Origin of the sequence: Luteibacter sahnii, assembly GCF_034063545.1 — a bacterium.
Lineage (GTDB): Bacteria > Pseudomonadota > Gammaproteobacteria > Xanthomonadales > Rhodanobacteraceae > Luteibacter > Luteibacter sahnii.
In genome coordinates, this window is the sequence record NZ_JAQLOK010000010.1 from 1 (window position 1) to 13,911 (window position 13,911).

The window sequence follows — 13,911 nt, forward strand, 5'->3', positions numbered from 1 at the left end:
TCGCCGAGGCCTTTCGGGCCGACCCAAACACGCCGATTTTTCCACTTTAAGGCGGCTCAAGTTTTGGGAGGTGGTCAGTCTATCCATGGTTCGTCGATGTTCGGTTTTTATCGCGCTATTGATTGCAGCCGCCAGTGTGAATGCCACAAGTGCAAATCATCCCGACTATGTCCCTGATAAGAGGACGGCTGAAGCGGTAGGGCTTGCAGTTCTGCAAGCAAGATTTGGTGAGGCTCAGGTAAAAAAGCAACTTCCACTAACCGTGATTCAGGGGCGCGGGAACGTATGGATCGTTCAAGGAAATGCTTCGCAGCCGACGGCGAGCGGCGGCGGAATGGCTGTGTGGATCGACCGGAACTCGGGATGTATCGTCAATGTCATGGCTTACATGAAATAGATAAGCGAGTTACAAGCAATGCGGTCTGAGCATTTCATTCTTGGCGCTCTACTCTTGTCGGCATTAGGTGCGGAATCGGAAGTTGCGCAGGCAACGTTGTGTACCCCCAAAGAGTCTGTCCGCGTGGAGGCCGCCGTCCCACAGATTAAGGATTGGCCACACGTCTACAAGGCTTTTCGTGACAATCGTTCCTGCAACGGTGAGAGCGTGGTCGAGGCATGGAGCGCCTACAGCGAAGTGATTGCGACACTCTTGGCTGATCACTGGGACGACGTCGGTGAGCTTTCTAGACTGGTCTCTGCCCACCCAGCCTTCAAGGCATTCATCATTAAACATCTAGAAGATGAGACGATCCCTGAGAACGTCCTGAGCACTATCAGGCAGCATGCTGCGCACGAATGCCGTTCAGGTTTGGAGTCGCTATGCAAGGAGCTGGAGGCGGCAACGAAGTAGCCGCGCTGCTGGCAGTGCTGATTCTTGTTTGCCAGTGCGAAGCATCGGCTGAGATTGCAGGATCAGCACGACGGTGGCTACCTATGCCTACGACGCGTCGGCCCGTGGCATTGCCAAGACGGTCGGTTCTTTCACCACCCGGTTCTCCTAAGGCTCCGGCGGGCTGTTGGGCGTCATTGGCATCACCGCCACGCGGGTCATGCACCTGGCTGCGTTGGGTCGTACTCACTCCCGGCGGAGGCAGCGTGATTGTTTAGTCAACTGCCCGGTAAGAGAGTCGCCTTGGTGCTCGGTCCGAGACGTCGACGCATCAGTGTCAAGGTTGCAGGCGCCAGTTCCAAGGTTAGGGGCTTTCGACACAGGTCGAGTTCGTCCTGTCGCTTGACCCTAGAGTTACATCAAGGGTCTAGACTATGCAACATGACCACGCATGCCTCCCTTACCATCGGCCGCATCGCGCAGAGCGCGGGCGTCGCGATCGACACCATCCGGTTCTACGAGCGCGAGGGCCTGTTGCCCCCGCCGCGTCGTCGACCCTCCGGTTATCGCGAATACGACCAGGCCGCCGTGTCGCGGCTGCGCTTCATCCGCCGTGCGAAGGACCTGGGTTTCACGCTGGAGGAGATCCGGGAGCTGCTGGCGCTCTCGGCGGACCGGCACGGCGGCGTCGAAGGCGTGAAGGAGCGGGCGGCAGCCCGGCTCAGGGCCATCGACGAGCGCATCGCCGAGCTTCAGCGCGTGCGTGACGGGTTGTCCGAGCTGGTCGAGGCCTGTCCGGGCCATGGATCACCCGACGACTGCCCCATCCTCAAGGCGCTCGGCAACGTGAATCCATGAGCCATGCCTGCTGTTCGCACGGCGCGGCCCACGGCTCCGCCACGGCTACCGATCCCGTCTGCGGCATGGCGGTGGATCCGGCAAAGACGCCGCATCACGCCACGCACGACGACCACGCGTACCACTTCTGCGGTGCCCGTTGCCGCGAGCGCTTTATCGCCGACCCACGAGCGTTTCTGGGACCGAAGACCCCCGAGGTGCCCGCGCCTGCCGGCACCGTCTACACCTGTCCCATGCACCCGGAGGTGCGTCATGAAGGCCCGGGCGCCTGCCCCCTGTGCGGCATGGCCCTCGAACCCGCGATGCCGTCGCTGGACGACGACGACGGTGAGAGCCGCTCGGCGGCCCGCCGGCTTGGCGTGCTCGTCGCCCTGACGCTGCCGGTCTTCGCGGTAGCGATGGTGCCGCATCTGTCCGGCCACGCGTGGGCGTCGCCGTGGGATACCCTCGCCGGCTGGGGCGAGGCCGTGCTGGCAAGCATCGTCGTGCTGTGGGGTGGGGCACCGTTTTTCGTGCGGGGTTGGCGCTCGCTGCGACCGTGGTCGCCGAACATGTACACGCTGATCGCCCTGGGCACTGGCGTGGCGTGGCTCTATAGCCTCGTCGCCTTCATCTGGCCGTCCGTATTTCCGGCCACGATGCGTGATCCGCATGACCGGGTGGACGTCTATTTCGAATCGGCCGCGGTGATCGTCACCCTGGTCACGCTGGGCGATGCGCTCGAATCGCGGGCGCGTCGACGCACCGGGGCCGCGTTGCGCGGACTGCTCGGCCTGGTACCAAAGACGGCGCGCCGCATCGATGGCGACGGGGAGCACGATGTCCCCCTGGGCGACCTGCGTGTGGGCGATCGCGTGCGCGTGCGTCCCGGTGAGCAGGTGCCCGTGGATGGCACGGTGGTCGAGGGCGAAAGCCATGTCGATGAATCGATGCTCACCGGCGAGCCGATGCCGGTTGCCCGGCGAGTGAACGACCGGCTGACCGGTGGCACGCAGAACCGCCATGGTGCGCTCACGATGCGCGTGGATCACGTGGGCAGCGAGACCGTCCTGTCGCGCATCGTGTCGATGGTGGCCGACGCGCAACGCTCCCGCGCCCCGCTGCAGCGAGTGGCCGACCGCGTGGCCGCGTGGTTCGTGCCGGCGGTGGTGGCGATCGCCATCCTGGCTTTCGTGGCCTGGTGGGCGCTTGGTCCCGAGCCGCGCCTTGCACACGCGCTGGTCGCCGCGGTGTCCGTGCTCATCATCGCCTGTCCTTGTGCGCTGGGCCTGGCCACGCCGATGTCGATCATGGTCGCCAGTGGTCGAGGGGCCCAGGCGGGTGTGCTTTTTCGCGACGCGGCGGCGATCGAGCGGTTGCGCGAGGTGGACACGCTGGTCTTCGACAAGACGGGAACGCTGACCGAGGGTCGTCCGACGTTGGTGGAGGTTCGCCTCTTTGGGTGCGCGCGTGCCGAGGCGTTGGCCCTGGCGGCCGCCGTGGAGCGATCGAGCGAGCATCCGCTGGCCGAGGCCATCGTCAGGGTTGCGGCAGAGGAGGGCGTGTCGATACCGGTGGTATCCGGGTTTGAAGCCAGCGTCGGGCGTGGCGTGGGCGGCCGTGTCGAGGGCCATGACGTGGTGCTGGGCAATGCGCGGCGGATGGCGGATGCCCGGGTGGACGTGGGTGGCGCCCACGACTTCGCCGACGTGGCACGGACGAAGGGCGCGACCGTCGTTTACCTCGCCGTCGATGGGCGGCTGGCGGCGGCGTTCGCGCTGGCCGATGCCCTGAAATCCTCCACGCGCCCGGCGCTGGCGGCCCTGCGCGAGGTCGGTGTTCGCCTGGTGATGCTGACCGGTGATAGCGAAGCGACAGCGAAGGCCGTGGCGGCATCGCTGCCGATCGATGACGTGCACGCCGGTGCCTCGCCGGAGGACAAGGCCCGCCTCGTGCGTGCGCTGAAGGCGGGTGGCGCGCGGGTGGCGATGGCGGGCGACGGCATTAACGACGCGCCTGCGCTGGCCGCAGCCGATGTCGGTATCGGCATGGGCAACGGCAGCGACATCGCCATCGAGAGCGCGTCGGTCACCCTGCTCAAGGGCGATCTGGCCAGCATCGTGCGCGCGCGGGCCCTATCGGAAGCGACGGTACGCAACATCCGGCAGAACCTGTTCTTTGCGTTTGCCTATAACGCCGTGGGCGTGCCGTTGGCGGCGGGGGCGTTGTATCCGCTGTGGGGCGTCACGTTGTCGCCGATGGTGGCGGCCCTGGCGATGAGCCTGAGTTCGGTGTCAGTGGTGGGCAATGCGTTGAGGTTGCGCGCCGCCTCGGCGTGAACCGCCGGGGCGATCGGCTTCCAGCCGCCGGTAGCGCCGGTGTCGCCCGTGGGGGATCGCCCGCGGGACAGGCTTCTACAGAAGAGCGTTGGGGCGGTATATCGGCATCAGAGGAGCGGGCGGGTACCCGCGATCCGGCGGCGGCCGCCCGTTGGCATGGTCGCTACCGAAGGGTGGGAGCGGACCGTATGGGCGACTGGGCCGACATGCGTATGCCCTGGCACGCGGTGTCGCGTGCCAGGGGGCCTGGCTCTACCAGAGGATGCCGTTGACCGGTTTGACCGGTTCCAGGCCATGCGCTTCCCCCAGGCCATCGCGCAGGTCGATCTCGATGGCGCGGGTGAGGGTCGTCAGGGGAACGTCGTCTTCGAGGTTTTCGAAGGGGTTCTGGATGTCGTTACCGATCTGAAGAAGGGCCAGGAACAGGAACCCCGCCACCGTGGAACCCAGCGGCGTGTAGAGACCGAGCGTTTCCACCAGGCCCAGCGGCAGCAGGATGCAGAATCCGTGGGTGAAGACCGTGGGGTAGGTGGCGTACTGCTGCGGCAGCGGCGTGTTCTTGATGCGCTCCATGCCACCCTGGGCGTTGCTGATGTCGCTCATGGTCCGTGCGAGCACGCTGTGCAGGATCGGATCGGGGCGTGCCTGGGCGATGATCGCCGCCGTGCGCGCATGGATCGCGTTAGGCACGTTGGCCACGTGACGCAACCGCTCGATTTCGTCCGCCGGCAGGCGGTCGGCCAGTTCGTCCCACAGGGGCTGGCGGCGCAGGTGGAGGCGTAGCGCCTGCACGTAGGCGATCTGCCGGTGCGCGACGGTGACCGCCGTATCCCGGTCGGTCAGCAGGGTGGCTGCCTCGCGCGCCAGGGTGCGCGAGGTGTTGACCATCGCGCCCCAGAGGGTGCGGGCTTCCCACCACCGCGCGTACGCGGTGGTGTTGCGGAAGCTGAGATACACCGCCACGGCCGAGCCGAGCAGGGTGAGCGGCAGGGCGGGGAACTCCGCCCAGGCCGTGTTCACAACGCACCAGATCCCGGTGACGACCACATCCCACGCCAGCAGCCAGAACAGCGGGCGGCCGACGTAACGCAGGATATGGCCGATGTGAGCGCGGCCGGGGAGGATCATGCGCCGCGTTCGCGCTGGATGGCTTCGTTGAGCGGAATGAACTGCTCGCTGGCCTCGTCGAGCACGGAGACCTTGCCGTCGCCAATGTCGTAGACCCAGCCCTGCAGGCTGAGGGCGTTGTTGGCGCGCGCGGCGGCCACGGCCGGGTGCGTGGCGAGGTGGGCCAGCTGGAGACGGATGTTCTCCTGCGTGACCGCCGTCAGCGCCTCGGCACCTTCGAGCTTGCGGGCGAACACCGCGCTGCGGGCGGCCTGCGCGTTGCGCAGCCAGGCCTCGACCGTAGGCAGGTCGCGGGTGGATTCCGGGTTCAGCAGGCCTTTCATGGCACCGCAGTCGGTGTGGCCGCAGACCACCACGTTGCGCACCCGGAGCACGGCCACCGCGAACTCGACCACGGCGGATACGCCGCCGAGCATCTCGCCGTAGCCCGGCACGATGTTGCCGATGTTGCGGCAGACGAAGAGCTCGCCCGGCTGGGTCTGGGTGATCATCTCCGGCACCACGCGCGAGTCGGCGCAGGTGATGAAGAGGGTATGGGGGCTCTGGCCCTCGGCCAGTTCGCTGAAGAGCTGCTGGCTTTCCGGGAAGACGTGCTTGCTGAAGCCTTCGACGCCCTTGAGAAGGCCAAGCAGGCTCGGGTCGCGGGAGATTTCCTGGGTCATGCGCTCACCTTGGAAGTCGGGGGCCGCAGTGTACCCGCAGGAGCGCGACCTGCGCGCCCCCGGTGAACCGAGCCTAAAGGTTCGGTTCACCGGGGCGTTCAAGGTCGGGGCTCAGGCCTCGACGTCTTCCTTGTAGGCATCCACCGGGATGCAAGCGCACATGACGTTCTTGTCGCCATAGACGTTGTCCACGCGCGACACCGGAGGCCAGTACTTCGCCAGCTTCAGCGAGGGCAGCGGGAAGGCGGCCAGCTCGCGCGGGTAGGCGTGGGTCCATTCGCTGCCCGTCACCATGGTGGCGGTGTGCGGGGCGTGGCGCAGCGGGTTGTCGTCGCGGTCGAGACGCCCGTCCTCCACGGCGCGGATCTCGTCGCGGATCTGGATCATCGCGTCGATGAAGCGGTCCAGTTCGTGCTGCGACTCGCTCTCGGTGGGCTCCACCATGAGCGTGCCCGCCACGGGGAAGGACAACGTCGGGGCGTGGAACCCGAAATCGATGAGCCGCTTGGCCACGTCTTCCGCACCGATGCCGGTGGCGTCCTTCAGCGGCCGCAGGTCGAGAATGCACTCGTGGGCCACCAGGCCGTTGCGGCCGGTGTAGAGCGTCTTGTAGTGCGGGGCGAGGCGTTTGGCGATGTAGTTGGCGTTGAGCAGCGCCACCTGGGTGGCACGGCGCAGGCCGGCCGAGCCCATGAGGGTGATGTACATCCACGAGATCGGCAGGATCGACGCCGAGCCGAACGTGGCCGCGCTCACCATGCCCACGTCTCCCTCACCGCCGAACGCGCGCGGAAGGAACGGCGCCAGGTGTGAACGGACCGCACACGGGCCTACGCCGGGGCCGCCGCCGCCGTGCGGGATGCAGAAGGTCTTGTGCAGGTTGAGATGGGAGACGTCCGAGCCCCACTTGCCCGGCTTGGCCACGCCGACCAGCGCGTTCATGTTGGCGCCGTCGGTGTACACCTGGCCGCCGTGCTGGTGGACGATGTCGCAGATCGCGACCACGTCTTCCTCGAACACGCCGTGCGTGGAAGGGTAGGTGATCATGATCGCGGCAAGGCGATCGGCGTATTTCTCGGCCTTGGCGCGGATGTCTTCCACGTCGACGTTGCCGTTGGCGTCGCAACGGGTGACCACGACCTGCATGCCCACCAATTGCGCCGACGCCGGGTTCGTACCATGCGCGGATTCGGGGATCAGGCAGATATCGCGGTGGCCTTCGCCACGCGAGCGGTGATAGGCGCGAATCGCCAGCAGGCCGGCGTATTCGCCTTGCGCACCCGAATTGGGCTGCAGGCTGACGGCGTCGTAGCCGGTGCATTCCACCAGCATCGCCTCGAGTTCGTCGATGAGCTGGCGATAGCCCCGGGTCTGGTCGGCCGGTGCCAGCGGGTGGATGTTGGCGAACTCGGGCCAGGTCACCGGGATCATCTCGGCGGTGGCATTGAGCTTCATGGTGCACGAGCCCAGCGGGATCATCGTGCGGTCGAGGGCGAGATCCTTGTCGGCGAGGCCACGCAGGTAGCGCAGCAGCTCGTGTTCGCTGTGGTGCGTGTTGAACACCGGGTGCTGCAGGAAGTCTGTCGTGCGGCGCAGTGCGGGCGGCAGGGCGTCCTGCGCCCGGGCATCGAGCGCGTCCACATCGGCCGACGCGCCGAACAGACCGGCCAACGCCACGACGTCGGCCCGGGTCGTGGTTTCGTCCAGGCTGATGCCGACGCGCGCGTCGTCGATGGCGCGAAGATTGATGCGCGCCGCGGCCGCCTTGGCGTGCAGGGCCTTGGCATCCACGCCGCTGACGTGCAGCGTGTCGAAGAAGTCGCCACCCACGGCCACGCCGGCGTCGCGCAGCGCGGTCGCGAGGATGCCCGCGAAGCGATGCGTGCGGCGGGCGATGCGGATCAGGCCTTCCGGCCCGTGGTACACGGCATACATGCTCGCCATCACGGCCAGCAGCACCTGGGCGGTGCAGATGTTGGACGTGGCCTTCTCGCGGCGGATGTGCTGCTCGCGGGTCTGCAGGGTGAGGCGGTAGGCGGGCTTGCCTTCCGCGTCGATCGACACGCCGATCAGGCGGCCCGGCATCGACCGCTTGTACGCGTCGCGGCAGGCCATATAGGCGGCGTGGGGACCGCCGAAACCGTATGGCACGCCGAAGCGCTGGGTGTTGCCCACGACGATATCCGCACCCCAGCTACCCGGCGACGCGATGAGGGTGAGCGCGAGCAGGTCGGTGGCCACGCAAACGATGGCGCCGCGGGCGTGGGTCGCTTCCGCCAGCGCTTTGTAGTCGTGGATGGCGCCGAACGTGTCCGGGTATTGCAGCAGCACGCCGAAGCTGTCGACGCTCGCGGCGTCGGCGTCGTCGCCCACGTGAAGTTCGATGCCCAGGCCCTCGGCGCGCGTGCGCACGACTTCAAGCGTCTGCGGATGCACGCCGTTGGATACGAAGAACAGGTTGGACTTGGACTTGGCCGAGCGCTTGGCCAGGGTCATCGCCTCGGCGGCCGCCGTCCCCTCGTCGAGCAGCGAGGCGTTGGAGATGTCCATGCCGGTGAGATCGGCGACCATGGTCTGGAAGTTGATCAGGGCTTCCATGCGGCCCTGCGAGATCTCGGCCTGGTAGGGCGTGTAGGCGGTGTACCACGCCGGGTTTTCCAGCACGTTGCGGAGGATGACGTTGGGCGTGAGCGTGCCGTAGTAACCCTGGCCGATGAAGCTGCGGAACACCTGGTTGCGGTCGGCCACGGCGCGGATCTTCGCCAGGGCGTCTTCCTCGGTGACCGCGTCGGGCAGGGCGAGCGGGTCGGGCGACTTGATGGTTCCCGGCACGATGGCGTCGGTCAGGGCGTCGAGCGAGCCGTGGCCCACCACGGACAGCATGGCGGCGATCTCGGCATCATTCGGACCGATGTGGCGGTCGATGAACGCGCCTTGGTTCTCGAGGTCGCGCAGCGAGGGGGAAGAGGTCTGGCTCATGGCGTTGGAGGCATCCGTAGGTACGCGCCGTGCCGGCACGTGGGGCGCCCCTCTGTCCTTTTGCCTGAGAGTTTGGGGGTGGACACCCCTTGCACCTTCGGCGCCGGATCGAACCGGTCTCTCCAGAGTGATGTGCCGCGCGGTGGTATGGGAGCCTGAGCGATTACGGGCGTTGCGCCTTCGGCAGCGGGTCCGTCCGCTTCTCCCACCGTGCGGTGAAGGCCGCGATTATACAGCGCCCGGCGGCGGGTGGCAGGGCGGGGATCGCCCGTCCTGCCACGACCGGCCTCACCAGGGCTCCGGACCGTCCTTGCTTGTGAACGTGGCGGTGGCGGCGTCGTCCGACCGTGCCAGGCGCACGATCTCCTGCGCGCCCTCGGCCAGGCTCTGGTGACCGTTATGGCCGTTGAGGTCGGTGGCGGTGTAGCCGGGGTTCACGGCGTTGACGGCGATGCCCCGGCCGTTCAGTTCAGCGGCGAGGATCGCCGTGAACATGTTCAGCGCCGCCTTCGAGCCGTTGTAGCCGAGCAGTTTCACGCTCGCGTAGTCCCAGGAAGGATCGGCGTTCAGCGAGATCGAGCCGAGGCTGCTGGACACGTTGATGACGCGGCCGGTGCCGGACCTGCCCAGCAACGGCAGAAACGCCTGTGTGACCGCGACGGTACCGAAGAAGTTGGTGTCGAAGATGCGGCGCACGGCCGCGAGGTCGGCCGTGCCGACCGGTCCGTCCAGCGGATCGCCGATGGCCGCGTTGTTGATCAGGATGTCGATCCGACCCTCGTGGCGTTTGATGTCATCAGCGGCCGCCGCGATCGACGCCGGGTCGTCGAGGTCGATCGCCACGAAGCGGGCGGTCACGCCGTCGGCGTGCAACCGGTCGAGTGCGTCGCGTGCTCGGCCCGCGTCCCGCGCGCCCAGGAGGATGCGATGTCCGGCGATGCCTAGCTGGCGGGCGGTTTCCAGGCCGATGCCTTTGTTGGCACCGGTAATGAGGGTGATGCGATCGGTCATGAAGGGTCTCCGGACTAGGTGGCGGTTCGCCACCCCAGTAAGCTGGTAGCTCCTTCCGGCGATTGACATTCGCATATGCCCGTGACCCCGTCCGATGGCCTCAGGCCGCGAAAAACGCCACGCCAGGCGCGCTCGGCGGCCACTGTCGCGGCCATTTTCGAGGCGACCATTCAGGTTTTGCTGACCGAGGGCTACGCGGGCCTGACGACGACCCAGGTGGCACAACGCGCCGGGGTGTCGGTCGGCACGATGTACCAGTATTTTCCGCACCGCCAGGCGCTGCTCTATGCGGTGCTTGAGGCCTACCTGGAAGACGTCATCCAGTCGCTGGAAGACGCGGCAGCTCGCTTGTTCCACGCACCGCTCGCCGAGATGGCCGACGGGCTGGGCCGGGCCTACCTGGACGCCAAGCTTCGCGGCATGCCCGGGTCCCGGGCGCTGTATGTCGTTGCGGCGGAACTGGAAACGGCGCCGCTCGTCCATGACATCACGCAACGTACCGACCGCATCATTGCCGGCCTCCTGGGCCAGGCCTTCGACGCCCGCTTCGACGATCTTCACCGTGTCAGCTATGCGTTGCGCACGATGCTCAACGGCACGGTGCGAGCCGTGCTGGAAAACGCGGCATCGCCGGAGAACATCGACGTGCTGCGCACGGAATTGCCGACGATGTGCCGGAGTTATCTTCTCGCAGCGGCGAAGCCACGGAACGCGACATCGTCATCTCCACTATGCCGTTGACGCTTGCAGGCGCTCGCCCGCGCGCGACGTAGGAAACCGCTTACGCGAACGGATGCCAGGACCTAGCCGGTAACGCGACGGATTGGCGCAGGTCATTGAAATCAGAGACGGTCGCGCGACGCCCTTGTCGCGTGAATGGCTTGCTGCACCCTTGAACCTGAGCCGTTTCCGCATCGACACGGCGATTCAGCCCGGTAACGTTGACGGCGGACACAACAAGGAGACGTTATGAAGTCCGCATTTCCCTCTCGTCGTTCGCTGACACGCGCCATCGGTTTCACCCTCTGCTTCGGTCTCTCAACGTTGGCACCGCAGGCTGGGGCGCAAGAGCGCCCCCAAGGTCCCCTGGTGACGTTCGGCGCCCCGCAGGGTCACGTGCTTCACCTGATCGACGGCGCGGGTGCCCGGGTGACGCCGGCGGCGCAACTGTCGCAAGCCGATGTCGAGGCGCTGTCTTCGCCGGACGCCGGCGCTATGGCGGTGGTCGCCGCCGACGCGCTGGATACGCTGGGCGATCGCCGCGGCATGCTCTGGCAACTGTTCCATGCTGGCGTGCCTGTGTTCGTCTGCATGGACGGCGCCGAGCGGCAGGTGGTGGCGCGCTTCTTCGGCGTGGCCCCGACCGGGGGCGACACGCTCTTCGTGCGCGAAGCGGACGGCGACGTCGATATGATCGGCGTCGGCTCGACCGACGCCCGGTGGGATGCTCGTTGGACCCAGGCGCTGATGGCCGGACTGGCCGATTTCCAGAAGGACGCCGACGACGTCGGCCCGAAGGGTCGTTTGCTGGCAAGCAACGACACGGCGCCGGTGCCCATGCTGCGCATCCACGAAGGCGTGCTTGACACCGGTACCCAGGAAATCACCGGCCGTTTGTCGATCGACGTGATCCGCAGCGCGACGCGCACGGGCGACGATAAGGAGATCCATGTCCACACCTGGCCATCGATCACGCCCACGGCGGCAGGTATCCACGAGGGGCACAGGCAAGGCGTCAACCTGACCGCCGCCTACCTGCCGTGGACCTATCGCGTGAGCCATGCCGTCACGGCGGTGGGCGCAACGCCGTTGATGGTCGATTACCTCCCGTTGAGTGACGGACGCACGGAATTCGACTATGCCGAAAGCAAAGAGCGGACCGTCGGTATCGGCGGCACGTCCGGCGACTCTCTATCGACCGACGGAAAGGCGGATTCCCTGCTGGCCGCGAAGATCCCTTTCAATCTTTCGTTCAATTACGCCTACACCACCCGTGAGGAGCTTCGCTTCCGTTTCAACGACTACTCGCTGGTGGCGCGTCCGGTCGATCGGGGCACGCGTGTGTTGTGGGAGGCACCGATAGCGCCGTCGCTGAAACATTCGCTCGTGGAGCGCGTGTACGCCGACAGCGTGAAGCTGACCGAAAAGCGCATGACGCCGATGATGCGCAGCGCCACCATGGCCGCCTGGTCAGGCTGGAGGCTGCCGGGCGACTACGAGGGCATCGCAAGCGTACGCATCGACATGGGTTACGACCGCAACGAGAAGACCTGGTGGTGGGAGGGCGCGCGGTGGCGTCACACCGATCGCACGATGCCCGTGTCCCGCGCGCTGTCGTACGAACTCGATCTTTCCCACCCGTTTCTGACCCGTGAGATCACGGTGCTGTTGCGTTCCAACGATGGCGTCGGCGGCTGTATCGCCCAGGACGGCGACACCGTTCGCATGGCGTCATGCGATCCGACCAACCGCGGACAGATGTGGGGCCTCGATAGCGAAGGGCGTTACGTCAACCGGGGCAACGGTCAATGCCTGCGTGCCGACATCGCCCAGCGCAGCCTGACCACGGCGCGCTGCTCGCTTTCGAACGATCAGTCGTGGGAATGGCGTGCGGATCGTATCCACAGCGGCTACGGCGACCGCTCGCACCGGCTCTACGTGGAGAACGGCAACCTGCGTTTCTTCGCCGGGTCCGCACGTTTCGATACCATCCCCGTCAATCCGCATGCCGCTGCCCTGAAGCCGTGGGCGGGCTACCCCCAGGCCCCCTTGCCGGGCGAACTCGTCCCGGCGCCGTTCGGCACGCAAGCCGGATTCGTTCCGGCGGAATGGGCGGGACGCTACGGCCCGGTCGGGGCCGAACAGCGCTGGACACCGATCGTACTGCGGGCGGGTCTGTAAGCGCCCGAGATCGCCGATGGCAAGATCGGCGATCTCGGTCCCATCATCGCGTGGTGTTGCATTGCGCGAGCACGCGGTTCCACTGGGCCTCAATGTCACGCACCAGTATCCTCGGCCCCTTGCGCCGGGCAGGACCCCGAGCGGGCTGGAGGTGTTCCCTGAGCCATTCCCGCGGCCAGCCCGCCCACTCACCCGCGACGGACAACAGATTGGGATAGAGCACGGGAAAGACGTCATTCCATAGCACCGCCTCGACCTCTGGCACCGGCACGCCGGACTGGGCGACCACCTGCGCGATACAGCGCACGGTGGTGTCAGTCACTTCGGTATCGAGGAAGAGTTCGGAGAGGGCTTCCCAAAGCAGAAGTCGCGTGTCGTCATTCATGCGGACGCTATCGAGGCGATGGTGTTGCGTTCTTCCGCGCCATCGACATCGCGAGCCATCCCCCCGGCAACGCGCCGATGAGGCACAGCGGGGCCGCCAAGTCGCCGAGTCCCCACGCTTTCGCGATGTGCAGACCGACCAGCCTGTCGAGGCCAATCGGCAGGAGCACAACCACGCCAAAGGTGGCCAGGATGCCGAGGAATGCGCCTGCGCGCGCGGCCCGCAAACGGTAGGAAAAGCGAGCGGTCATCCTCAAGGGCCTCGCATGGCGGTGACGCGGATCATACGCGCACGTGGCCACCCGCGGGAGGCCCGTCGTCAGCTGGCGTGATGTATCCACATCCGCACGAACGACTCCAGCGTCACGCCTGGCGGAAGCGTTGAACCGCTCGCGCGGAAAAACGCTTGGGCGGCGACCGCGAACGCCTGCCGAGCCTGCACCGACGCCATGCGCGCCGCGGCCTGGTTCTGCCGCAGTTGGACAATGTGCGCCGAAGGTTGCCCGGGCCGGGAGAACTTCGCGTAGCGACGCAGCGCATCGGCGGCGAGCGTGACGTTCTGGGCGGCGTGCTCCATCGCGGTATGCGCCAGGGCGGCTCGCGACAGGCAGACCTGGGCGTCGGCGGAGAGGTTGGTCGACTCGCGCGGCGGCGTGTTCATGCGGCGTACCTATCGCGGAAAAAACAAAGCCCCGCATCGCTGCGGGGCTTTGTCTTATAATTGGTGCCCAGGAGAGGACTCGAACCTCCACGGTTTTACCCGCTAGTACCTGAAACTAGTGCGTCTACCAATTCCGCCACCTGGGCAGGTGTCCCGGATGCAGCGTCGCTGCCCCGTGAG

At 66.6% G+C, this 13,911-nt stretch carries 13 protein-coding genes, 1 tRNA gene and 1 riboswitch; of the genes, 6 read left to right on the forward strand and 8 right to left on the reverse strand.

Annotated features, from left to right (window positions below; genetic code table 11):
- The 4 genes from PI246_RS17080 to PI246_RS17095 form a co-directional block, all read left to right on the forward strand.
- Positions 1–397, forward strand: a 397-nt coding sequence (locus PI246_RS17080; protein ID WP_320552529.1) for an NTF2 fold immunity protein, incomplete at its 5' end; no start/stop codon positions are given.
- Positions 398–520: 123 nt separating this feature from the next.
- Complete coding sequence (locus tag PI246_RS17085) at positions 521–850, forward strand: hypothetical protein (protein ID WP_320552530.1); 330 nt, start codon at positions 521–523, stop codon at positions 848–850.
- 420 nt (positions 851–1,270) lie between these two features.
- Positions 1,271–1,687 carry a heavy metal-responsive transcriptional regulator gene (locus tag PI246_RS17090; RefSeq protein WP_320552531.1) on the forward strand — a complete coding sequence of 139 codons (417 nt, stop codon included), beginning with the start codon at positions 1,271–1,273 and terminating at the stop codon, positions 1,685–1,687.
- Positions 1,684–4,005, forward strand: coding sequence for a heavy metal translocating P-type ATPase (locus PI246_RS17095; RefSeq protein ID WP_320552532.1), 2,322 nt, complete (start codon positions 1,684–1,686; stop codon positions 4,003–4,005). The genes PI246_RS17090 and PI246_RS17095 overlap by 4 nt, the downstream gene beginning before the upstream one ends.
- A 252-nt stretch (positions 4,006–4,257) precedes the next feature.
- Here PI246_RS17095 and PI246_RS17100 read toward each other — a convergent pair whose 3' ends face one another.
- From PI246_RS17100 to PI246_RS17115, 4 genes are all read right to left on the reverse strand, one after another.
- Positions 4,258–5,133: a bestrophin family protein gene (locus PI246_RS17100; protein ID WP_320552533.1), complete on the reverse strand. Its 876-nt coding sequence runs from the start codon at positions 5,131–5,133 to the stop codon at positions 4,258–4,260.
- Positions 5,130–5,795, reverse strand: a complete 666-nt coding sequence (locus PI246_RS17105) for a carbonic anhydrase (RefSeq protein WP_320552534.1) — start codon at positions 5,793–5,795, stop codon at positions 5,130–5,132. The genes PI246_RS17100 and PI246_RS17105 overlap by 4 nt, the downstream gene beginning before the upstream one ends.
- Positions 5,796–5,906: 111 nt before the next feature.
- Entirely contained in the window at positions 5,907–8,774 is a 2,868-nt protein-coding gene (gene gcvP, locus PI246_RS17110) for an aminomethyl-transferring glycine dehydrogenase (RefSeq protein WP_320552535.1), read from the reverse strand.
- A 42-nt stretch (positions 8,775–8,816) separates the two neighbouring features.
- Positions 8,817–8,910, reverse strand: a riboswitch (glycine riboswitch).
- A 152-nt stretch (positions 8,911–9,062) separates the two neighbouring features.
- Entirely contained in the window at positions 9,063–9,785 is a 723-nt protein-coding gene (locus tag PI246_RS17115; RefSeq protein WP_320552536.1) for an SDR family NAD(P)-dependent oxidoreductase, read from the reverse strand.
- A gap of 81 nt (positions 9,786–9,866) precedes the next feature.
- Between PI246_RS17115 and PI246_RS17120 the strand changes: the two genes are divergently transcribed.
- Together PI246_RS17120 and PI246_RS17125 are read left to right on the forward strand one after the other, a co-directional pair.
- Positions 9,867–10,526 carry a TetR/AcrR family transcriptional regulator gene (locus PI246_RS17120; protein ID WP_320552537.1) on the forward strand — a complete coding sequence of 220 codons (660 nt, stop codon included), beginning with the start codon at positions 9,867–9,869 and terminating at the stop codon, positions 10,524–10,526.
- A gap of 228 nt (positions 10,527–10,754) precedes the next feature.
- Positions 10,755–12,686 carry an RICIN domain-containing protein gene (locus tag PI246_RS17125; RefSeq protein ID WP_320552538.1) on the forward strand — a complete coding sequence of 644 codons (1,932 nt, stop codon included), beginning with the start codon at positions 10,755–10,757 and terminating at the stop codon, positions 12,684–12,686.
- A gap of 43 nt (positions 12,687–12,729) precedes the next feature.
- Here the strand turns inward: PI246_RS17125 and PI246_RS17130 are convergent, their stop codons facing one another.
- From PI246_RS17130 to PI246_RS17145, 4 genes are all read right to left on the reverse strand, one after another.
- Positions 12,730–13,071, reverse strand: coding sequence for a DUF7079 family protein (locus PI246_RS17130; RefSeq protein ID WP_320552539.1), 342 nt, complete (start codon positions 13,069–13,071; stop codon positions 12,730–12,732).
- Between the two features lie 7 nt (positions 13,072–13,078).
- A complete protein-coding gene (locus PI246_RS17135) occupies positions 13,079–13,321 on the reverse strand; it encodes a hypothetical protein (RefSeq protein ID WP_320552540.1) in 243 nt (80 codons plus the stop codon).
- A gap of 68 nt (positions 13,322–13,389) precedes the next feature.
- On the reverse strand, positions 13,390–13,731 hold the full coding sequence (locus PI246_RS17140) for a hypothetical protein (RefSeq protein ID WP_320552541.1): 342 nt from the start codon (positions 13,729–13,731) through the stop codon (positions 13,390–13,392).
- Positions 13,732–13,792: 61 nt separating this feature from the next.
- Positions 13,793–13,877, reverse strand: a tRNA-Leu gene (locus PI246_RS17145).
- Between the last annotated feature and the right edge of the window lie 34 nt (positions 13,878–13,911).

Coding starts and splice junctions, on each gene's coding strand:
- PI246_RS17090 (WP_320552531.1), top strand. CDS start 1,271: ATGACCACGCATGCCTCCCTTACCATCGGCCGCATCGCGCAGAGCGCG.
- PI246_RS17095 (WP_320552532.1), top strand. CDS start 1,684: ATGAGCCATGCCTGCTGTTCGCACGGCGCGGCCCACGGCTCCGCCACG.
- PI246_RS17100 (WP_320552533.1), bottom strand. CDS start 5,133: ATGATCCTCCCCGGCCGCGCTCACATCGGCCATATCCTGCGTTACGTC.
- PI246_RS17105 (WP_320552534.1), bottom strand. CDS start 5,795: ATGACCCAGGAAATCTCCCGCGACCCGAGCCTGCTTGGCCTTCTCAAG.
- gcvP (WP_320552535.1), bottom strand. CDS start 8,774: ATGAGCCAGACCTCTTCCCCCTCGCTGCGCGACCTCGAGAACCAAGGC.
- PI246_RS17115 (WP_320552536.1), bottom strand. CDS start 9,785: ATGACCGATCGCATCACCCTCATTACCGGTGCCAACAAAGGCATCGGC.
- PI246_RS17125 (WP_320552538.1), top strand. CDS start 10,755: ATGAAGTCCGCATTTCCCTCTCGTCGTTCGCTGACACGCGCCATCGGT.
- PI246_RS17130 (WP_320552539.1), bottom strand. CDS start 13,071: ATGAATGACGACACGCGACTTCTGCTTTGGGAAGCCCTCTCCGAACTC.
- PI246_RS17135 (WP_320552540.1), bottom strand. CDS start 13,321: ATGACCGCTCGCTTTTCCTACCGTTTGCGGGCCGCGCGCGCAGGCGCA.
- PI246_RS17140 (WP_320552541.1), bottom strand. CDS start 13,731: ATGAACACGCCGCCGCGCGAGTCGACCAACCTCTCCGCCGACGCCCAG.